Origin of the sequence: Paenibacillus nitricinens, assembly GCF_052056485.1 — a bacterium.
GTDB lineage: Bacteria > Bacillota > Bacilli > Paenibacillales > Paenibacillaceae > Paenibacillus_AQ > Paenibacillus_AQ nitricinens.
In genome coordinates, this window is the sequence record NZ_CP183948.1 from 5,388,723 (window position 1) to 5,409,055 (window position 20,333).

A 20,333-nucleotide genomic window follows, 5' to 3' on the forward strand; every position below is an offset into this window, starting at 1 on the left:
TTCCATTTTATGAAGCACGGAAGTCTCTTTAGAACAAGCCCACCCAGGGTAGAGCACTTAATTGCCAATAAAAAATAAATCCCACCCATAGATTTCTCTAGTGGTGGGATCGTTAATGCTTCTATAGTAAGATTGCTTGGTGCAAAATTAAGCCATACCGAAAAATTTCTTAAATTTCTTAAATGCTCCCGGTTTCCGATCAAGCTGCATTAGCGGCACAGCATCACCTAAAATTCGACGTGCAATATTGCGGTAGGCAATAGCTGCTGACGAATCGGGATTCATAACTGTAGGCTCTCCACTATTTGCGGCTTTAATGACCAGTTCATCGTCTGGAACAATTCCGATAAGATCAATATTCAGCACCTGTAAAATATCCTCAATATCAAGCATATCCCCAGACTTTACAAGACCTGGGCGAATACGATTTACCACCAGCTTTGGCGATTCCACATGCGACTGTTCAAGCAGTCCGATAATACGATCGGCATCCCGCACAGCAGCATGCTCTGGTGTGGTAACCACGATCGCTTTATCCGCACCGGCAATCGCATTGCGGAAGCCATGTTCAATCCCTGCTGGACAATCAATCAAAATATATTCATATTCCTTCTTCAGTTCCAGAATAATATCTTTTACTTGTTCAGGAGTGACGGACGTTTTATCCTTCGTTTGAGCTGCGGGCAACATATACAACTCATCAAAGCGTTTGTCTTTAACGAGTGCTTGATTTAGGCGACAACGCCCCTCCGCTACATCCACAAGATCATAAATAATACGATTCTCAAGCCCCATTACTACATCCAGATTACGCAGTCCAATGTCGGTATCGACGAGACATACTTTTTTACCCTGCAGTGCAAGTGCGGTTCCAATATTGGCTGTTGTGGTTGTTTTGCCAACTCCGCCTTTGCCCGAGGTTACGACTATCGCTTCTCCCATGGAGGCTACACCCCTTTAAACACATTTAAATCCTGACGTACTTTGACTAAATTATGAATTTTATCGATTTGCATAGCTCCGTTCATTAAATATGCAAACTCCATACTGCTTTCTCGGGTTTCCCACTCATCGGGAGGACGACTGATAATATCAGCAATTCGCAGTTGTGTTGGAGACATTAATGAAGCAGCAATAATCGCCTCTTCATTTCCATCTACTCCAGCATGCGCCATACCTCTAAGTGATCCTAGAATATAGATATCGCCTGAACAGGTAATGGTTCCTCCTGGGTTCACATCCCCCAGATATAAAAGATTTCCATCATGGTGCAGCACCTGGCCGGAACGAAGAATCCCGCTCATTAGAAACAACGCGTCATTATCCTCACTGCCGGGCACTGGAAGCGCCTCTATGGAACGAATCAGTAGATTTCCCTGTCCCTTCAGAATCTCCAGCACAGCTTCCTTATCTTCCTCAGTTACGGGACGATTGCCCAGCTTAATATCTACATGGACAATCGGTCCAGTCAAAATATTTTGATGGCTGTGCTCCAGCTTATAGCGAAGCTCGCTCAGAAGATCTTCGAAGGGACACTTGTCGTCTAGCAGGAATATCAGGCCATCCTTGATGCCCTTAATCCTTACATGCTTGGATTTTACTGTCATATGCCTGGCCCCCTATCCTCATTCATTCGTGCCGGGCCCCTTAAATTCCTGCTTTATAAAGAAAGAAAATAGAAGCTTCTTTATGCCGCTTCTTCCGTACTCTTCTCTTTCTTGATCAGCTCAAGCTGGCGTCGTAACGGTATGTAGAGGATCAGAGCAATAGCAAAATGAAAGAGCATCGTTGGCAGCATATGATTCAAAATCGCCCAGCTATAGGGCTCCTGATTTAGATTGAATACACTATAAATACCAAATAACACACTATCCTCTAGCAAGCTTCCGAGCAGAATCACAGTCATCATAAGAGGCAGTGGAGCACGCGGAATCTGAAACAGAAGGCCGATTAAATAAGCCGACAGACCCATCGCAAAAGAATGTGCTCCTAGAATTCTGCCATAGAAAACCACATCATGTAATATTCCGAAAGTTAGACCCAGTATAAGCGCTGTATGACGATGATGATATACAGCCACGAACAATAGTACAACGAACACTAGATTCGGAATAATTCGCATCTGCCAAACATCTGGAATCAGCCAAGGCAGAATGGTTCCCTCCAGAATAAACAAGAGGAACAATAACAGAACAAGAACAGATCTGCGCATATTCACTATTCAGCACGCTCCTCCGTAAAAACAACAATCAGCTGCTTCCAGTCTTGAAATTCTGCTGAAGGCTTAATCACTGCTGTGGAGGTTAATCCAAATTTACCAACCTCAACACTTTCAACCGTACCGATGGTCAACCCCCGTGGATACAATCCCCCAATACCGGAAGAAACGATAACGTCCTTCGGCGCGATAGGATCACCTGGCGGGATCTTGTTCATCAATAACTTGTTTGTCTTCGGATCATAGCTTTCAATCATACCAAAGGTTTTGCCCTCTTTGGTAATAGCGGTTGCCGCAATTGGCGGCTGAGAATTAGGGTCATTCGTATCCATCATGGTCATCAGCTTCACCGTAGAGGTGAAATTGCTGACTTGACTAATCACACCCACCAAACCATCCACCGAAATCACAGACATATTTGGTCTCACGCCATCTTTGGCGCCTAAATCGATTACAATCGTACTATTACTAGGTTCTGTAGTCTGGCTAACCACCTGCGCAATATGGTATTGATATTTATACAATTCCTCCTGAGCTTTTGTGAACTTCAACTGTTCCTTCAATTGCTCATTTTCTACCTGAATGAAATTGTATTGCGCTTTATCACGTGCATATTGGGCGGCTAGAATCTTCAGCTGCTCATTTTCCTTAGAAAGATCTTTCAGATTTCCGATATCTTCAAACAAGCCCGCTACATATCCAGCGGGCTTGTAGAACATTTTTTGCACGAAACCAGTAGTATCTCTAAGAAAATTCTCCGGCCAGGACAAGGAACTCCTTGATGCCAAGCTGAAGCCCATCACCACAATGAACAGCACCAGTGTAATCAACAGAATAAACAGACGTTTATTGCTTAAGAGTTTAAACAGTTTCAACACCCTCTAACAACAGTATTTCTCCCATAACAGGGGTTGACGTACACAAGTGGCAATACATAGGCTTATCTCTTAGAGCGAAGACTGGAACTGCTGCGACTCTTGAACAAATGAATATTTTCAAGCGCCTTTCCTGTTCCAATAGCTACACAATCCAGAGGGTTCTCAGCGACAATAACTGGCATTCCAGTTTCACGCGCAAGCAGTTTATCCAGGTTACGAAGCAAGGCTCCTCCACCTGTCAAGACAATCCCGCGATCCATAATATCTGCTGCGAGCTCCGGTGGACATTTTTCCAAGGTTACTTTAACAGCTTCAATAATAGAATTCACTGTATCGGACAATGCTTCACAGATCTCATCAGAAGTAATTGTAAGCGTCTTTGGCAGACCTGTAACGAGATCGCGTCCGCGAATTTCCATAGTCTCAGCTTTCTCAAGTGGCAATGCAGAACCTACATCCATTTTAAGCTGTTCCGAAGTACGTTCACCAATCATCAGATTGTACTGACGTTTGATGTACTGAATGATGGACTCATCCGCTTCATCACCCGCAACACGTACGGAACGACTAGTAACAATACCGCCGAGTGAAATTACAGCAACTTCAGTGGTACCTCCGCCGATATCAACAACCATACTTCCTGTTGGCTCCCATACCGGTAGATCTGCACCAATCGCTGCAGCAAAAGGTTCCTCGATAATGTAAGCTTCGCGAGCACCAGCTTGTCTAGTAGCATCTTCTACGGCACGTTGCTCTACAGCAGTAATGCCGGATGGTACGCAGACCATTACATTAGGGTGACGTTGGAACATAGAACGTTGTTTCTGTGCTTGACGAATAAAATATTTTATCATCGTAGCCGTGGTGTCAAAATCAGCGATAACGCCATCCTTCATCGGACGGATCGCACGGATGTTTCCCGGTGTACGACCAATCATCTTCTTAGCGGATTCACCCACGGCTTCAATCGTCTTAGTGTCAGTGTTAATGGCTACAACGGAAGGCTCTCTTACAACGATCCCCTTACCGCGTACATAGACAAGCGTATTCGCTGTCCCCAAGTCAATTCCTAAATCTTTCGTAAAACTACCCAACATGCTAATTCTCCTTTTCCTAAGTAAATCTTCACATTTATATTACATATGTCCTTTTTCTTTCAAGCTCACAAAGCTGCTATCACCGATAATTAGATGATCTAACACGTCAATCCCGACAATCTCGCCTGCCTGAAGCAGTCTTGAGGTCAAGGAGATATCCTCCGGACTTGGCGTTGGATCACCACTAGGATGATTATGTGCGCATATGATAGAGGCACTACTACATTTTATTGCTGCTCGGAATACCTCACGAGGATGAACAATCGAAGCATTAAGACTGCCCATAGACAACGTTTCTTGTCCAATTACGTGATTCTTCGTATTCAGAAATAAGCAGACAAAATGCTCCTTCTGCAAATAACGCAATTGCTCGGTCAGAATCTCCGCAGCGTCCTCAGGACAACGGATAATGACCGGCATGTTAAACCTGGAGTTTGCGAGGCGCCTCCCAAGTTCGATGCCTGCTTTTAGTTGCACGGCCTTGGCAGGGCCGATACCTTTGATTTCGGTCAGTTCTTCGATGCTAAGGTCAACTAGCCCACGCAGGCCACCGATTTTCCCCAGCATCTGCTGTGCAATATGAATAGCCGATTCACGGCGTGTTCCCGTACGCAGCAGAATGGCTAACAACTCCGCTTGACTTAATGATTCCGCCCCATAATGCATCATGCGCTCTCTTGGTCGTTCTTCATGGGGGAGGTCCCGCAGCATTACTGATTGCGACTCCATCCCTATCCCTCTTTCCCAAGCTTCCTACCGGTTCAATACAGTTATACCGAACTCGGACAGCATTTCGCCAAGAAGCGACAGCGGCAATCCGACAACATTAAAATAACAGCCTTCAATTCGTTCCACCAAGGTGGAGCCAAGCCCTTGTATCGCATAAGAGCCAGCCTTATCAGCGGGCTCTCCCGTAGCTATATAAGCAATAATTTCATCCTCAGTCATTGCTCTCATCGTTACGGAAGTAACACGGTGCTCCACTATAGTCTTTCCATGCGGAAGTCCAATGCAGGCTACACCCGTGTATACCTTATGATTCCGGCCCTGAAGTCTGGTAAGCATCGATTTACTATCCAGCTCGTCCACCGGTTTGCCTAGTACAGTGTCATCTAGTACAACAATCGTATCACTACCAACGATTACTGTGTTACGCGCTCCTGCTGCAGCCACTACGGCCTCTGCTTTTCGCAGAGCCAAACTGCGCACAATTTGCTCCGGCGTAAAGTCCGGTGGTGTGCTTTCGTCAGCTTCGCTGGTAATGACCTCAAAAGGCAAGCCCAGTAATGACAAAAGCTCTCGTCGACGCGGTGAACCTGAGGCTAAAATAATGTGTTGTGAGTTGTCCACGTTGTAAACGTCCCTTCTTGATCAGTAACGAGAGTTACAGTCTTCGGTACAGCCATACAGCTGTAATAATACCAACGAGACTTAGCATGCACAATTTCAAATGAATAGTGATGTCATAGGTTATGATGTCCAAATCGGCTCGCGGAGACCACTTAAGCACAGTCGATGTTGTTAGAAAAGAAAGAGCCTTTACCGGCTGCAGCAGCTTGGCGATCCAGGCTCCAGCCAGCCAGCCTAGAATTAGAAATAACAGCAGTGTTCCTACATTTTTCTTCTTCATCTCAGTCTTCCCTCGCCATTTTTTGACACCCTAATTATTATACGGTGAAATTGTGATCAATACAAACGTAAAATCCCTTACGGTAATGTTTACCACCATTTGCACTAAAAGTTGCGGAGCGATACCATCCTCCGTATCCATTGGCGCACCAAAACAGCAAGCCCCCACATCTGGAGGCTTGCTGTTTTGAAAGTCAACAATTTATCAATTAATTCATTGAAGTTAACAGCTGTTTTTGGCTAGTCAAAAAGCTCAGCATTGATTCTTGCACTTCCCAAAGCAGGCCCTGAGCCTTGTTCTTGTTATATTCACTCCATGCAGATATCCCTTGGCTCATTGATTTCTCTAACGCTGCGCAAATAATTTTGGCTTCAGGAGATACGCCTTGTTCCAGCACTTTTACTGCTTCACTCCATTGCAGGTGGAGATCACTCATAGCGGGGGTATTTGCTGTCGTACTTGTTTGGCCAGCGCTTAGTAAAGAAGCAGATTGACTGCTTAGTTCACTGAGCAGCTGCCCGCTCACGGAGAAATAGTTCTTCACTTCCTCTGCATTACCGGTATAGACAAGCTGTTCTGCCCCGGGAAGTGCCACCTCTCTCACATACAGCTCAATCCCCTGATTCTTTAGTCCGCTGCTTAGTAGCTTGGCCTGTTCACGGTCGGATGACATTCCAGCGTACACACGATTGCCGTCGGCAGGATCCATACCCGCTGCCAATCCGGCGGTTAGCAGCTCCTGGCGAGCCTCTTCAGCGCCTGCAGGTGTACTGAATACTCCGTACTGCAACAGATAATAGCTTTGCGCGGCTACTTGAACTGGGATGGTGTTCTTCCCGGCATTTTCAGTACCCGCCACTGGTAAACCAGATGTACCTACACCTGCAGGATCTTTAGCTCCACTAGACTGAACCGAAGTAGCCGCCATATCTGCTGTCCCATTTCCAGCGTTGCTGTCCATATTCCCTCCGTAAAAAAAAGAAAGTGCAGCATAACCAAGCAGAACCCCTGTACCGATCGCTCCTGTAACAGAAAGAGCTAACTTCCACCAATACGAAGGACGCCGAGTATGATAGGAGCCTCCATAATTGCCCGTGGATACATTTTCTAATTCATCTCTGCTATCCGAAACCATATCTGACAGAAGATACGATTGCTGTGTATATTTAAAATCCTTATCCTGTTCGTCCCATTCTTCCTGCCGCGGATCTACAGTACCCGAGTAATAGTCATAGGAATCTTCCGGTGGTGCCTCATGCGTAGAACGAAAATCAGGCTCATAAAGCCACGTTTGCTGTGCTGGACCCACCTCTTTACGCAGTCCTTCAGCGTACTCTTCAGCTGTGCCCAACCCGCCATTTGACCAGCGCTCCACCACTTTAGGCTTTGGTTTAGGCTCGTCCTTGTTCACGTCAAATCGGAATGTCATTCTTCCGTTATTCAACAGTTACACCTCACCTCATCTAATCTATAAGTAAATATATGATAGACAATAGAGAGATATGCTATTTTTATGCCATAGGAATTATGAAAGATTATGCAGATTCAGTTTACATTACATGTACCTTTTATATACTATATAAAAAGAGCTAAAAGTGTACACTATACTAGGTAAACTAGAAATGATGCTTTAGTTCACTACTGATTAGGAGGGCTTCTTCTGAAACAAAAAATTCAAGCAGCTATTGTAGGCTACGGAAACTTAGGCAAAGGTGTACGTAAAGCTATCAACCAAAGTGAAGATATTGAGCTAGTTGCGATCTTTACGCGCAGAGAACCTGGGCAACTGGAAGCCGGAGAAGCCGGTGTGAAGTTCGAGCACATCTCTGCCGTCGAACAATATAAGGGTAAAGTGGATGTTATGATTCTATGCGGAGGATCGGCTACCGATCTGCCAGAACAAACACCGGCCATTGCCCGGATGTTTAATACCGTGGACAGCTTTGATACACATGCCAAAATCCCCGAGTTCTACGAGACCGTTGACGCCGCAGCTAAACAAGGCGGAACACTCAGCGTAATTTCTACTGGTTGGGATCCAGGCTTATTCTCAATGAATCGTCTGCTCGCAGAAGCCATTCTTCCACAAGGTAAAGAATACACCTTCTGGGGCAAAGGCGTTAGCCAAGGCCACTCCGATGCGATCCGCAGAGTAGATGGAGTTAAAGCCGGTGTACAATATACCGTTCCAGTACAAGAGGTTATTGAGGCCATTCGCGCTGGCGAAACACCAGAGCTTACCACTCGCCAAAAACACCTTAGAGAGTGTTTTGTAGTGGCTGAGGCAGGGGCAGATCAAGAACGCATTCGCGAAGAAATCGTGAATATGCCGAACTATTTTGCTGATTATGACACTACGGTTACTTTCATCACTGAAGAAGAACTAGCTGCTGAACATAGCGGTATTCCGCATGGTGGATTTGTTATTCGTAGTGGTGTAACAGGGGAAGGCACGAAGCAGATTGTTGAATTCGGCCTGAAGCTGGAGAGCAATCCAGAATTTACAGCCAGTGTTCTCGTGGCCTATGCCAGAGCACTTCAGCGTATGAGTCAACAAGGACAGAGCGGAGCACGTACAGTATTCGATATTCCACTTGGAATGTTATCTCCGAAATCTCCAGAAGAATTACGCCGCAACCTGCTGTAAAATCATACAAGAACGAAATAACCCGCGCAGGACTCTAGAAAGTCCTCGCGGGTTATTTATATACTGCAGGCAGAGCCTTCTCTGGCGCACCTTTTACACAAGACTAAGAATCTTATTCTTCACATAATTCACTTCGTAGTCCTTCAACAATGTGCGATGCGCCCGATCAGCAATAATCGTTGCTATCTCAGGATTCTTTAACAATGTTATTACGCTAGCAACAACATCAACTGAGGTATTAGCAAGCAAAATATTACGGTTATGCTCACAGTTCAATCGCTCGCATACTGTAGAACTAGTAACCACCGGCGTTTTGAGTGCCCATGATTCCAGAATGTTTCTGGAGACTTCACAACCTTCAAGGATAGGCACAAGAACCGCTTTAGCACGACGTATATAATCAGCAGACGGTTTCAAAGGTCCAGTGATAATGACCGATACATCATCCTTTATAAGCGTCAACACATCCGTATGAACCTCAGGGCTGGTAATGTAACACTTGATATCAGGCACTTGTTCTTTAATCAAAGGGTAGCTTTTCTTAAAGAAGCTTTGAGCAGCCTTAATCCCCTGTCTGGTGTTCATATTCCAGTGCAGAACCATTGAATTTTCTTTTGCAACAGGCTCAGTAAAAGTGTCATATTCATTCATTTTTATGAAATGAGGAACAACATGCACTTTACGGGCATCCGCAAAGGATAGAGATTTGAATGAAAGGGCATCCCATTCCGAGGTTGCCAAGAGAACACCCGTTTTATTCATTAGTCTTCGCTTATTCCGCCGAACCAAAGCCTCATTTAGTTTATAATAAGGATTACTGCTGCTCGGCTTCCCAATTTCTTTTCCAACAGCAAGCCCGCTCTCAAAACGATACGTATCTGTAATAACACTGGCCTCAGGAAGCAGATTACGAACCATATCAATGCAATTTCCCAGCAAGCTATGCGATATAAATACGTGTCTGTAATTATTCGATCTACAAAGTTCCATGATTGTACTCTTCATGTCTTTTTCCGCATGACTCCGATTAGTGAAATTCTGTAATATATGTAAGGGACGTAGCATAGATCTCCACGAGGTAATGCACCCGTTAATGTAATGAACCTTTAGTGCAGTTCCATCATTTGTAGATATATCCTTGAGCGTACTGGCATAGGTCAGCAAATCAATATCAAATTTCCCTAGCAAAATCTCGAGAATACTCCCTGTTCTCATTTCTCCTTCTAGATCCTCTGCGCTTTGATTCTGAGCTGAAAGGAACAGCATTCTTTCTCGCATGACTCTGGCTCCTTGAATTTTTTATATAAATCCTCTCTACTTATCACTGCAACTTTAGATGCAGTTCAATAGTAACTCATTTCACATAAAATTTTTGTCGATTTATAGGGAAACCTTTAAATTTTTTATATATTTTCATACTTTATTCGGAAATCATTGCGATAAACCTATATAAATCGCCATTTTTTTGAAGATTAAAGCAAAAAAACTATTTTTCCAGTAATACACGAACATGAATTTTCTATTCTGAAAATTTTAAACTCGTTAGGTATTCTGAACTATTCCTATGCAAACAAAAAAGCGTCTTCCTCATCTAATGACGAAAGAAAGACACTTTTATATTTCGTAGCTTCTAACAACGCAGTTCCGGCCCTTTCTCTTCGCTTTATACAATGCATTATCACAAAGTTTGTAGAGATTATTTAGAGACAAACGTTCGCCCGATTCTATCGTGATGACTCCAATACTTATCGTGTAGTGCAGCCGTATGCCATGAATCATTGAACCTATAACAGCTGTGCGCATTCCTTCAGCAATAACATCACTACTCTTCTCATCGGCTCTGTGCAGGAGCACTGCGAACTCTTCTCCCCCAAATCTTCCGACTAGATCACCATGTCCAAGCTGTTGCTCTATTTTAGACGCCAAATCAGTCAGTACTTGGTCCCCTGTATTATGGCCGTAATTATCATTTATGCTCTTAAAGTGATCGACATCCAGCAGTAAAAAAGAATAGGGCAGCTTCTTCATCGCTGAAGCAGCTATTAAAGGCTGAGCACGCAGAACGAACGACCTGCGATTCAAAATTCCGGTCAACTCATCATAAGTTGCTACCCGCTCCATTTCTGCAAAGGAATCCTCTCTATAAAGCAGCATCATTCCCGCGGTTCCTAGAAACATATACAAATAAATCCCGAGATAAAAGAATAAATCAAGAAATTGCGCAACCTGTGTATTGATTCCTAATACAGAATACAGCGGTTCCAAAGCTCTACCCGCCAACGATAAGATGACAAGACCATATAGCAGTCCCATTATTATTTGCAGCGAAGTCTCCATGACCTTCAGACATAGTATATAAGCAGGATAGGCTATAATCAGAACTCCGGCCAGACAAGCGACTGGAATAACGAGCGGATCCTCTGGCATCAACAAATACATAAGCACCACAACGAGAATGGATACTCCGAATAATATAGAATAATATCGCTCCACCATGCTCCCGAATACTCTGAGAAGCATTAGAAGCGCCAAGCTTTCGAGCGTGCCCCCAGCCAGAGCAAGAAGTGCTGTGATCGGTAGACTAAGTGGTGTATCTATAACATCCTTCAGTAATATGAGGATCAAGGCTGCTAGTTGCAAATATTTTGCTGTGATAAACAATGAAGAAGTCTGTTCCTGCGCATACCGCAAACGATACACCACGATAAGCAGCACCGTGAACGATTGCCACAAAAAGAGACACACCAGCAGTGTCTGGAGATCCAGATGCATATAAGTGAAGTTCACCTCCCCTAGTATTCCTGACTCTCAGTATACATATCGGTATCTGATGACTCTATTTCTTCCCTCTTGTTTGGCCTGATATAATGCCTTGTCGCTTAGCTTGTACAACTTATTTATCGAGATCTCCTGATCAGGCATGATCGTAATTACACCTATACTAACTGTGTACCCCTGTTGAACCTTATTAGTGGAAGTATTCATTATCGCCTCACGAAGCGCTTCAGCTTTCTGATCGCAGCTTTGCTCATCTGCCCCACAGAGTATGACTGCGAATTCCTCGCCCCCTAGTCTGCCAAACAAATCTCCATTTCCGAGATTATCTTTAATCGTCGATGCGAAGTCTTCCAGCACAATGTCACCGGTATCATGACCATAAGTATCGTTGACCTTTTTAAAATAATCCAAATCCAATAGTAAAAACGAGAAGTACTCCTGTGCTCGAAATGCCTTTTCAAGCTTTATCTCCGCTTCCTGAAGAAATGCTCCACGGTTTAGGATCCCTGTTAAATCATCATAACTGGCTATTCTTTTTAGTTTGACGAAGGAATGCTCATTGGAGAGAAGAATAAAACCGGCAGCCCCTACGATAAATAATAAATACATCCCCAAATAATACAAATATTGCGTAAGATTTATTGAGAACACATTCATTTCAGGCTCCCAAATCAATGCAACAAGCGCCCGCATCAGCATAATCGCTGCAAATACATAAAATAATACGCCTAATATTTTTTGAAGAGGGGTAGCCTTTTTATTCACAGTTAGATGATAAGCTGGATAAACTATAAATAGGATAGACCAAAGTGAAGTACAAGCGATGCGCAAGTTGGAATGATTAAAAAATAATGCGATGATACTAAAACTAATGGTGCTCAATACCGAAAGGATGATGTAATATCGCTTTATTCTTGGCCCCAATACTCCCATCATCAGCAGTAACGCTGTAATTTCTAGACAGCACCCTCCAAGGATCAGAGCATTGCTAAGCGGAATGGACAACGCATGAGGGAGATAATCCCATAATAAAATCGAACACCAAAAGAGTAGCTGCACTTCCTTTGATCGGATGAACAAGGTAGAGGCTGTATCTTTAACAGCGGTACTCCGATAATTGGTGATAAGCAGCAATATAAATAAATTTCCGAAAATAAACAAATAAATCAGTGTTCTAATTTCAAACAGGGAGCTCATACGTCACCACCTATGCGAAAATATCTCCACAAATATATGTTAAAAATTCAATCCTCTTCAACCAGCACTATAGCACTTTATAACTATATCAGTAAATACGTTAACAATACCAAAAAAACACTTCCCTCTAAGTTCCGTTCAGATAAACACAAGGATTATCTGAACGGAATTTTGGGGAAGTGCTATTGAATAGAGAATACAAATATCCTCGGATTTGCCTCAATTTGTAAACTTAATGCTTCTTCTTCAAACCGTCCGCCAGTGCGTATCCTACCTTCCAGATATCACCTGCGCCCATCGTAATCACCAGATCACCTGGAGCAATACGAGGGGTCAGATCAGCAAGCACATCTTCTTTAGTTGGCAGATGTCTCGCGCCCGCATTACTGTTCTTAACGATTAGCTCAACCAGCTTCGCAGAAGTAACACCTTCGATTTGTTTCTCTCCAGCCGGAGAGTAAATATCAGTGATGATGACTTCGTCGGCTTCGCTAAAGGCACGGCTGAAAGCATCTAACAGGAAGAAAGTACGTGTATAGCGCTGAGGCTGGAATACCGCAATAATCCGTTTCCCTGTTGCCTTGGCAGCACTGATCGTTGCCTGAATCTCTGTAGGGTGATGCGCATAATCATCAATGACCAGAATGTCATTGACTTCTCCGAGCACTTGAAAACGGCGCTTCGCACCATGGAATTTCACAATCGCTTCAGCAATTTTCTCAAAAGAAACCCCTGATTTCAAACAGGCGATTACCGCTGCCATTGAATTATAAAGATTGTACTGTCCGGGAACAGAGAGTTCAATCCGTCCAAGCACTTCTCCATTATGATTCATCGTGTACGATACTTGACGATCGCCTAGAATAATATCAGTGGCAATATAATCTGCAGTGTTCGACTTGATGCCATAAGTAATTACCTTACCTGTTACTTCAGGTAAAAGAGAAATCACATTCTCGTCGTCAGCGCATACTATAGCAGTTCCATCTTCGCGTGTTTGGTTCATGAACTGTACGTATGCAGCCTTAAGACGGTTAAAGTCCCCGTCGTAATTTTCTAAGTGATCCGCTTCAACATTCGTAACGATCCCAAGCCAAGGGTGATAGTGCAGGAAAGAGCCATCGCTCTCATCTGCTTCCGCTACTACAAACTCACCTTGTCCCGCCTTTGCATTCGTACCCACGTTCATAATTTCTCCGCCGATAATATACGTTGGATCAACATCGCACTCTTCCATCACAAGTGCAATCATGGAGGAGGTAGTAGTTTTTCCGTGTGCACCAGCAACGGCTACCCCTTTACGTTCATTCAATAAACGGGCTAACATTTGCGAACGATGCAGAATGGGAATCTTAAGACGCTCAGCTTCCACCCATTCCACGTTATCACTAGACAAAGCCGTAGAGTATACGACTAGATCCGCACCTTTTACTTGTTCTGCTGTATGCCCGATATAAATCTTGGCACCTTTAGCAATCAATTTTTCCGTTAATTCCTGGGCAGCCACATCGGAGCCCGTAACTGTATATCCCATTTCTAGCATTACCCGGGCAATCGCGCTCATTCCGTAGCCGCCGATCCCTATAAAATGCACACGTTCAGTAGTATCCAACAGTCGTCACCAGCCTTTTTCAGTATCGGGTTGCTGCAAAAGTGTACCGCGTACGTCAGAGATTAAATACAGCGTACCAGATACGACGGCAAGGTCATCCTCCGCTGTAATCGACTTCAGTAGCTGCAGCGCTTTTCCCCAATTATGTTCTACTATGATTGCCAAGTTTTCCTTGGCATATTTCTCCCGCAGACTTTCTGCGATAACTTGCAGATTCTCCGCGTCCATTTTGTTCTGGAAATCCGGTTCGGTCAGGATGAGCGTATCCACTATAGGCAGTATATGCTTAAAGTAGGATTCATGATGCTTATTTGACAGCATTCCCATAAGTAAATTTAATTTACCGTATTGGTAGAGCTGAGGCAGACTTTTTGCAAGACTCTCCGCACCTTCCGGATTATGTGCTCCATCCAGTACGATTCTTGGAGACTTGCTTACCTCTTCCAGTCTTCCAGCCCAAAATGCATGGCGCAAACCTTCAAGCACATCTTCATCCTCAAGCATAAAGGCCATATACTGACGCAGAACCTCAAGTACCATCATGGCAGCTGCCGCATTACTAATCTGGTGCTCGCCTTTCATTACGATCCCAAGTTCAAGCGAACGAAAGGGACCCTTAAAATGAAAAGTCTGCACATCCTCACGGATTTCATTAGCCTTATAGCTAAAATCTTCTCCGGCAAGATAAAGCGTAGAGCGGCAAGCCGCTGCTTTCTCTTTCAGAACTGCCACGACTTCCGGCTGAGTTACGCAGCTTACAACAGGTACGCCCGTCTTGATAATTCCGGCTTTCTCCATGGCAATCTTCTCTAGCGTATCTCCCAAAATATCCATGTGATCATGACCAACATTAGTAATCACAGAAACAATCGGAGTCACGATGTTCGTTACATCCAGCCTTCCCCCAAGCCCGGTCTCCCATACGACAACATCAGGACAAGAGACGCCCGCAAAAAATAGAATGGCCACAGCTGTAGTTACCTCGAACATCGTAGGTGAGCCAAACTCCGTTTCCGAAATTTCTTGGACTAGTGGACGTAATTGGTTAACCAGCTCGACAAGCGTTTCTTCAGAGATGTCCGTATTATTATATTGGAACCTGTTCGTGAACTTTGTAATATACGGAGATGTAAAGGTGCCTACTGAATAGCCGCTTTGTATAAGTGCACTAGTCAAAAAAGCACAAGTTGAACCTTTGCCATTCGTACCCGCCACATGAATAAACTTCAGACGACGGTGCGGATTCCCAAGCTTGTCCATCAACATCTCGATTCTATCTAAACCTGGCCGTATCCCAAAAGGGATTAGGCTCTTGATCCAAGCAACCGCTTCGGTGTATGTCGCAAGAGGGGCGGTACTTCCGCCCCGATTTAGGTCATCCATGTCTCTTATCCTCTCAGCTCTACGATGCGGGCAAGTACTTTCTCACGCTTAGCAGAATAATCTGCCTGTTTCGCCCGTTCCTCTTCGATAACTTTAGCAGGAGCTTTGGCCACGAAGCCTTGATTGCTCAGTTTTTTCTCTACGCGTTCTACTTCGCTGTTCAGCGCCTGTACTTCTTTTTCCAGACGAGCGATTTCTTGTTCAATATCAATGAGTCCCGACAATGGCAGAAGCAGTTCTGCTCCTGTTACTACAGCGGACATTACCTTATCCGGCGTTTCTGGATTCAGGCCAGCTTCGAAGGAAGACGTATTACAGAAGCGTCCAATATAGTTGTCGTTACGGGTGATAATACTCAGCGTCTCTTCATTACCCGCTTTGATGATCAATTCAACCTTTTTGCTCATCGGCACATTCACTTCAGCCCGGATATTACGAACGGCCCGGATTACATCCATCAGCAGGTTCATTTCCGCTACGGCTTGCGGATTCTCCAGAGCCGCATCATACTCCGGCCATGCAGCCAGGGTAATCGTCTCCCCTTCATGCGGAAGATGCTGCCATATTTCTTCCGAAATAAACGGCATAAACGGATGAATCAAGCGCATTGTGCGGTCTAGTACATAGGCAAGTACAGACTGTGTTTTCGCTTTGGCCGCGGCATCTGATCCGTAAAGTGACAGCTTCGCGAACTCAATATACCAGTCACATAGATCGTCCCAAATGAAGTTGTACAGCTGGCGACCGGTCTCACCGAACTCGTACGAGTCAATTAGACGCGTAATCTCACGAGAAGTTTCGTTCAGACGGTGCAAAATCCAGCGATCAGCAGTACTTAGCTCACCCGAAATGTCAATATTCTCAAAGCTTACGCCTTCCAAATTCATCAGCGCGAAGCGTGATGCATTCCAGATCTTATTGGCGAAATTACGCGCCTGCTCAACCTTTTCCCAGCGGAAGCGCAGATCCTGTCCAGCTGTGCTTCCGGTAGAAATCATGTAGCGCATTGCATCTGCGCCATACTTCTCGATGACTTCAAGGGGGTCTACACCGTTTCCGAGCGATTTGGACATTTTTTGACCTTCAGAATCCCGTACCAAACCATGCATCAATACATCTGAGAATGGTTTTTCTCCGGTGAATTCGAGGGCAGAGAAGATCATCCGTGCTACCCAGAAATAAATAATATCGTAGCCCGTTACGAGCACATCGTTCGGGTAGTAGCGTTTGAAATCCGCACTGTCCTCATCCGGCCATCCTAGTGTGGCAAAAGGCCAAAGATTAGAGCTGAACCAGGTATCCAGTACATCTTCGTCCTGTTTCAAGTCGGTTAAGCCACTGATCCGGCGCGCTTCTTCCTCGTCATTTGCTACAACCAATTCACCAGTAGACTCGGAATACCATGCCGGAATACGATGTCCCCACCACAGCTGACGGGAAATACACCAATCACGTACGTTCTCGATCCAGTTCAGGTAAGTTCTCTCGAAACGGTCCGGTACGAAGTTAACCCCGTTCCCATCCTTCTGTGCATTGATGGCAGCTTCAGCCAGCGGCTGCATCTTTACGAACCATTGTGTAGACAAGTACGGCTCAACAACCGCTCCAGAGCGCTCACTGTGTCCTACTTGATGCACATGATCTTCGATATTGATCAGGACGCCTTGCTCCTTCAGGTCAGCAGTAATGGCCTTACGACATACACTCCGGTCTTGACCTTGGTAAGGTCCTGCTTCTTCATTCATCGTACCGCTCTCATCCATTACGTTAATCTGCGGTAAGTTGTGACGTTGACCCATTTCGAAGTCATTCGGATCATGAGCGGGTGTAATCTTAACCGCACCACTACCAAACTCTTTGTCTACATAATCATCAGCGATAATCGGAATCTCACGGCCAATAATCGGCAGGATCAACGTTTTGCCGATTAGATCTTTGTAACGATCGTCTTCCGGATGAACAGCAACCGCTGTATCACCCAGCATCGTCTCCGGACGTGTAGTCGCCACTGTGATAAATCCGCTACCGTCTTTGAGCGGGTAACGCAGGTGATACAAGTGACCATTAACTTCTTTATATTCAACCTCGATATCCGACAATGCTGTACGAGCCGCCGGATCCCAGTTGATAATACGTTTGCCGCGGTAGATCAGGCCTTTATTATAGAGCTTAACGAATACCTCGCGTACAGCTTTCGATAACCCTTCATCCAGGGTAAAACGTTCGCGGGAATAGTCAAGGGAAAGCCCCATCTTAGCCCACTGCTCATGAATGGTGTTCGCATATTTATCTTTCCACTCCCACACCTGCTCCAGGAACTTCTCGCGGCCGAGATCATGTCTAGAAATTCCCTGCTCACGCAGCTTTTGCTCTACCTTTGTCTGCGTTGCGATACCGGCATGGTCCGTACCTGGTAGCCACAACGTGTCGAAGCCCTGCATCCGTTTCGTACGAATCAGGATATCCTGAAGCGTAAAATCAAGCGCATGACCAATGTGCAGCATTCCCGTTACGTTTGGCGGCGGGATTACAATGCTGTATGCTTTTGCATCTGGACGCCCGCCTGCACGGAAATATCCACCCTCTGTCCAGTAGGAATACCACTTGGTTTCTGCCGATTTCGGATCATACGTGGTTGGCATTTCATTCTTAGAATCATTTGCAGCGGCAGCCTCTGCCGCTGTTAGATTATTTGGGTCAGCCATTCTCTGATACCTCCACTTGGTTACTTGTAGTTGGTTTCTAAAAAACAAAAAGACCCCTCGTCTCAAAGGACGAAAGGCCATTCTTTCGCGGTACCACCTTTGTTTCGCGCCAATGAAAAATAAACCTGCACTTCTCTCACCTTACGGTTCAGAAGCTTAGCGCGACACTCGTACAGATAACGGCTGCTACCGGCCACATCCTAACTTATCTTTCATATCCATGAAGACAAGCTCAGAAGGGCGACTCCGGGGCGACTTCGGTGGCTGTATCCTACGGAATGTCACAGCACTTGCATTCCGCTCTCTGAAGGGCTGACCGCCTACTCTTCCCGTTCCCAGTCTTTACTTAGATATTGCTTACTCCATAATACATTTTGAGTCTTCCCTAGTCAACCTGAATAGGCTTCTACAGCGGGACTTTGAGCGGAATTTCGACTTATAGCGGGCATATGTCGAAATTTCATTCGATTCCTCACACTGCATTGATTAGATACCCCGTATTCTAACGTTCTCCGGTCACACAAGAATAAACGCCTTCGACGTCCTTTTACGGACGGTAAGCGTTTATTCGAGAAATATAAGGATAATGTATAATGTGAAACTTATATATTCTTATATTTTGACAAAAATCCCGATCTACTAACAGACCGGGATTCATCTATTCATGTGAATATGCATTGTAATTCATTTATGGAATGTACAACACTTGCCCTTCTTCTACACTCTGCCCGGACAATCGATTATACATTCCCAGCTCCCGCGCACTTAGCTGATACTTCTCTGCGATTGTATCCAACGTTTCTTCACGCTGTACGATGCAAAGGCGAACCTTACGGAATAGGTTAGCGCCATCTGCTCCGGTAATGAATCTGCTCTTCCACTCCGTATTATTTCCGGCCTCGGGAATGATCGCTGCAGCCGATGCATTTCCTTCAGATAGGAGAGCCTCTTGTTCTTTACGAGAACGACTAGAGCTGAGTAATGAAGAGAAGGTGAGATGTTCTTTGGCTGGAGCCTCCGCTTCTTGCTTGCTTCCTAGCGCAATCTTAAGATCTTGTTTCTCCTCGGTATGTGGCACAGTCTCCTGAGAAACTAAGCCTTCGTTCGTATTCTCACTGATCGGCTGCGCATTCTCTTCTTGTGTGTGAAGCTCATGGTTTGCTACGTTTTCAGAAGCAAATACAGCGATATCTTTGTCTGCGTCGGTAATCGCTGCTGGAACAGCGGTTTCTCTTGAAGCAAAAGTATATTCCGCTTCTTGCTCCTGATCCGCTTGACTCGCCTGGCTAACATGATCCAGCGGAGTGGCCTCAGCTTCATTCTGTGACTCCGCTTTAAACCAGTAATCCGCTATTCCGGCTTTGGAATCCTCTGTTTCCAAATCCAGACTATGCGTCCTAGCTTTCGCGCCCTTGTCCTTCTCATGAGCGGATGAGAAATTCACTATAGGGGACGATTGACCAGTTCCACTTGAGACCAATGATTCTTCTGTTTCCTGTTCATTCGCTTCAGCGTGCTCATGTTCTTCTACAGCAACCTCCGATGCATCCTCACCAAAGGTCCACTGAGAATTTTCATAAAGTGCGTCATTGTCATGTTCTTGATGCTCCGCTGTTGCTTCTACCCTGTCATCACTGAGAGGGGAATAAGCCACTGTGTACTCTTCCTGCTGCCAGGCCGGCTGTGGTTGAGGTTCCGCACCACCGATTCCCCGCAGGGATAATACGCCTGTTATATTCACAGTACGCATCGTGAGCAGATCAATATCAAAATTCTCGATCTCCACCCCAATATCTTCAATCGAGCTGACGCGTGTAAGCGGAACAGTGATTTCAACGGGAATGGCGTGCTCCAGACGTTGTGTCCGGTCATCTTCACTCCGGTAGAGTCCGGTAAGCAACAGCTGACCATATAACTCGGCACGATCCTCCCGCTGAATCACCTGGATTTCCGGAAGTAGTTCAACCTCCTCCAGCTCAGCTATTCCCGGAAGCTCTTCCGATAGGTGAATGCGTTCATAAATATCAAACCGCAAGCCGTGGGACTGATCAAACACGGGATATGTCCTCCTTCTTGGCATAATCTAACCCTGAGACAGGCCCAGAGCATAAGCCCAAAATGTTACTCCCCACATGTATATGCTTCAAAAAGAAAGGCATGACAACTTTGGTAGCCCTAACCGGACAGG

General features: G+C 45.2%; 17 protein-coding genes and 1 other annotated feature. Of the genes, 1 reads left to right on the forward strand and 16 read right to left on the reverse strand.

The window, feature by feature from the left end:
* Window positions 1-147: 147 nt before the first annotated feature.
* The 9 genes from minD to ACN6KS_RS24160 all read right to left on the reverse strand — a co-directional run bounded on the left by minD (window position 148) and on the right by ACN6KS_RS24160 (window position 7,267).
* Window positions 148-942 carry a septum site-determining protein MinD gene (minD, locus tag ACN6KS_RS24120; RefSeq protein ID WP_042130573.1) on the reverse strand — a complete coding sequence of 265 codons (795 nt, stop codon included), beginning with the start codon at window positions 940-942 and terminating at the stop codon, window positions 148-150.
* Between the two features lie 5 nt (window positions 943-947).
* Window positions 948-1,607: a septum site-determining protein MinC gene (minC, locus tag ACN6KS_RS24125; protein ID WP_094873214.1), complete on the reverse strand. Its 660-nt coding sequence runs from the start codon at window positions 1,605-1,607 to the stop codon at window positions 948-950.
* Between the two features lie 80 nt (window positions 1,608-1,687).
* A complete protein-coding gene (gene mreD, locus ACN6KS_RS24130; protein WP_094873215.1) occupies window positions 1,688-2,218 on the reverse strand; it encodes a rod shape-determining protein MreD in 531 nt (176 codons plus the stop codon).
* Window positions 2,218-3,096, reverse strand: coding sequence for a rod shape-determining protein MreC (gene mreC / locus ACN6KS_RS24135; RefSeq protein ID WP_440960658.1), 879 nt, complete (start codon window positions 3,094-3,096; stop codon window positions 2,218-2,220). Before mreC ends, mreD begins: the two co-directional genes overlap by 1 nt.
* A 62-nt stretch (window positions 3,097-3,158) precedes the next feature.
* The gene (locus tag ACN6KS_RS24140; protein ID WP_042130579.1) at window positions 3,159-4,193 is read right to left on the reverse strand and encodes a rod shape-determining protein; all 1,035 of its coding nucleotides are present in this window, start codon (window positions 4,191-4,193) and stop codon (window positions 3,159-3,161) included.
* A 39-nt stretch (window positions 4,194-4,232) separates the two neighbouring features.
* Window positions 4,233-4,922 (reverse strand): RadC family protein, encoded by a 690-nt coding sequence (gene radC, locus ACN6KS_RS24145; protein ID WP_042191176.1) that lies wholly within the window; start codon window positions 4,920-4,922, stop codon window positions 4,233-4,235.
* Between the two features lie 24 nt (window positions 4,923-4,946).
* Window positions 4,947-5,543: a Maf family protein gene (locus tag ACN6KS_RS24150; RefSeq protein WP_094873218.1), complete on the reverse strand. Its 597-nt coding sequence runs from the start codon at window positions 5,541-5,543 to the stop codon at window positions 4,947-4,949.
* A 34-nt stretch (window positions 5,544-5,577) separates the two neighbouring features.
* A complete protein-coding gene (locus ACN6KS_RS24155) occupies window positions 5,578-5,823 on the reverse strand; it encodes a DUF4321 domain-containing protein (RefSeq protein ID WP_042191180.1) in 246 nt (81 codons plus the stop codon).
* Window positions 5,824-6,031: 208 nt separating this feature from the next.
* Window positions 6,032-7,267: an SPOR domain-containing protein gene (locus tag ACN6KS_RS24160; protein ID WP_440960659.1), complete on the reverse strand. Its 1,236-nt coding sequence runs from the start codon at window positions 7,265-7,267 to the stop codon at window positions 6,032-6,034.
* Window positions 7,268-7,483: 216 nt separating this feature from the next.
* Here ACN6KS_RS24160 and ACN6KS_RS24165 point away from each other — a divergent pair, with 216 nt between their 5' ends.
* Entirely contained in the window at window positions 7,484-8,470 is a 987-nt protein-coding gene (locus tag ACN6KS_RS24165; protein ID WP_440962438.1) for a diaminopimelate dehydrogenase, read from the forward strand.
* A 93-nt stretch (window positions 8,471-8,563) separates the two neighbouring features.
* Here ACN6KS_RS24165 and ACN6KS_RS24170 read toward each other — a convergent pair whose 3' ends face one another.
* From ACN6KS_RS24170 to ACN6KS_RS24200, 7 genes are all read right to left on the reverse strand, one after another.
* Window positions 8,564-9,748 (reverse strand): glycosyltransferase, encoded by a 1,185-nt coding sequence (locus ACN6KS_RS24170; protein ID WP_094873222.1) that lies wholly within the window; start codon window positions 9,746-9,748, stop codon window positions 8,564-8,566.
* 336 nt (window positions 9,749-10,084) lie between these two features.
* Window positions 10,085-11,242, reverse strand: coding sequence for a GGDEF domain-containing protein (locus ACN6KS_RS24175; RefSeq protein WP_440960660.1), 1,158 nt, complete (start codon window positions 11,240-11,242; stop codon window positions 10,085-10,087).
* Window positions 11,243-11,278: 36 nt separating this feature from the next.
* The gene (locus ACN6KS_RS24180) at window positions 11,279-12,445 is read right to left on the reverse strand and encodes a GGDEF domain-containing protein (RefSeq protein ID WP_094873225.1); all 1,167 of its coding nucleotides are present in this window, start codon (window positions 12,443-12,445) and stop codon (window positions 11,279-11,281) included.
* Between the two features lie 232 nt (window positions 12,446-12,677).
* Complete coding sequence (gene murC / locus ACN6KS_RS24185; protein ID WP_094873226.1) at window positions 12,678-14,057, reverse strand: UDP-N-acetylmuramate--L-alanine ligase; 1,380 nt, start codon at window positions 14,055-14,057, stop codon at window positions 12,678-12,680.
* A gap of 6 nt (window positions 14,058-14,063) precedes the next feature.
* Window positions 14,064-15,440, reverse strand: coding sequence for a bifunctional folylpolyglutamate synthase/dihydrofolate synthase (locus tag ACN6KS_RS24190; RefSeq protein ID WP_094873228.1), 1,377 nt, complete (start codon window positions 15,438-15,440; stop codon window positions 14,064-14,066).
* A 5-nt stretch (window positions 15,441-15,445) separates the two neighbouring features.
* Entirely contained in the window at window positions 15,446-18,145 is a 2,700-nt protein-coding gene (locus ACN6KS_RS24195; RefSeq protein WP_094873229.1) for a valine--tRNA ligase, read from the reverse strand.
* 62 nt (window positions 18,146-18,207) lie between these two features.
* Window positions 18,208-18,491, reverse strand: a binding site (T-box leader).
* 342 nt (window positions 18,492-18,833) lie between these two features.
* Window positions 18,834-20,201 (reverse strand): LysM peptidoglycan-binding domain-containing protein, encoded by a 1,368-nt coding sequence (locus tag ACN6KS_RS24200; RefSeq protein WP_280788304.1) that lies wholly within the window; start codon window positions 20,199-20,201, stop codon window positions 18,834-18,836.
* Between the last annotated feature and the right edge of the window lie 132 nt (window positions 20,202-20,333).

Excerpts from the sequence above, each read along its gene's own strand:
- minD (WP_042130573.1), bottom strand. The coding sequence starts at position 942 with ATGGGAGAAGCGATAGTCGTAACCTCGGGCAAAGGCGGAGTTGGCAAA.
- minC (WP_094873214.1), bottom strand. The coding sequence starts at position 1,607 with ATGACAGTAAAATCCAAGCATGTAAGGATTAAGGGCATCAAGGATGGC.
- ACN6KS_RS24140 (WP_042130579.1), bottom strand. The coding sequence starts at position 4,193 with ATGTTGGGTAGTTTTACGAAAGATTTAGGAATTGACTTGGGGACAGCG.
- radC (WP_042191176.1), bottom strand. The coding sequence starts at position 4,922 with ATGGAGTCGCAATCAGTAATGCTGCGGGACCTCCCCCATGAAGAACGA.
- ACN6KS_RS24155 (WP_042191180.1), bottom strand. The coding sequence starts at position 5,823 with ATGAAGAAGAAAAATGTAGGAACACTGCTGTTATTTCTAATTCTAGGC.
- ACN6KS_RS24170 (WP_094873222.1), bottom strand. The coding sequence starts at position 9,748 with ATGCGAGAAAGAATGCTGTTCCTTTCAGCTCAGAATCAAAGCGCAGAG.
- ACN6KS_RS24175 (WP_440960660.1), bottom strand. The coding sequence starts at position 11,242 with ATGCATCTGGATCTCCAGACACTGCTGGTGTGTCTCTTTTTGTGGCAA.
- ACN6KS_RS24180 (WP_094873225.1), bottom strand. The coding sequence starts at position 12,445 with ATGAGCTCCCTGTTTGAAATTAGAACACTGATTTATTTGTTTATTTTC.
- ACN6KS_RS24190 (WP_094873228.1), bottom strand. The coding sequence starts at position 15,440 with ATGGATGACCTAAATCGGGGCGGAAGTACCGCCCCTCTTGCGACATAC.
- ACN6KS_RS24195 (WP_094873229.1), bottom strand. The coding sequence starts at position 18,145 with ATGGCTGACCCAAATAATCTAACAGCGGCAGAGGCTGCCGCTGCAAAT.